Source organism: Microbacterium umsixpiens, assembly GCF_053543675.1.
Map to the genome: position 1 here is coordinate 16,045 of NZ_JBLVOH010000067.1, position 893 is coordinate 16,937.

Consider the following 893-nt stretch of genomic DNA (forward strand, 5'->3'; position numbering starts at 1 on the left):
CTTCGCCCTCCTGTGTGCTCTGAGCGGCAGCGTCGATGCCGTCATCGGCTTCCGTGCCGGCTGGGGACTCGGCAACGCACTGTTCATCTCGACCGCCCTCGCGACGATCGTCGGGTCGGCATCCGGCGGGAGCAGCGCCGCGATCATCCTGTATGAGGCGGCACTCGGCCTCGGCATCGCGGTCGGCCCCCTGCTCGGCGGCCTCCTCGGCGAGCAGAGCTGGCGCGGCCCGTTCTTCGGCGTCGTCGTGCTGATGGCGATCGCCTTCGTCGCCGTGCTCGTGCTCTTGCGCGGACCGGGAGAGAAGCGGGTACCGGTGCCCTTCTCCGCCCCGTTCTCGGCGCTCCGACGCCCCGCCCTCGCGATCCTCGCGGTCGCCGCACTGTTCTACAACATCGGCTTCTTCGTGCTGCTGGCGTTCTCGCCGTTCCCCCTGGGCTTCGGCGCAATGGGAATCGGGTTCACATTCTTCGGCTGGGGGGTCGCTCTCGCGGTCACGAGCGTCTGGGTGGCGCCGGTGCTGATGCGCCGCATGCCGCGCACGCGGATCATCCTCGTGGTGCTCCCTCTGCTCGCACTCGACCTCGTCGCCGCCGGGCTCGTGGTCGGGAACGCGGCCGCCCTCGTCACCTGCATCGTCATCGGCGGTCTGCTGCTCGGTGTGATGAACACCGTGCTGACCGAAGCGGTCATGGAGGCCACGGACCTCCCCCGCTCCGTCGCTTCCTCCGCCTACTCCGCGGTGCGTTTCCTCGGTGGTGCGATGGCTCCTCCGATCGCGGCGCTCCTGTGGCACGCGTTCAACGCGACAGTGCCGTACCTGTTCGCGGCGGCGTCTGTCCTCATCGCAGCGCTGACGGTGTTCCTCGGCCGGCGCGTGCTCGCGCACATCG

General features: G+C 69.7%; 1 protein-coding gene. It reads left to right on the top strand.

The genetic code is table 11. The features are described 5' to 3' along the window. Positions 1-893, top strand: an 893-nt coding sequence (locus tag ACNPM4_RS06830; RefSeq protein WP_448985179.1) for an MFS transporter, incomplete at both ends; no start/stop codon positions are given.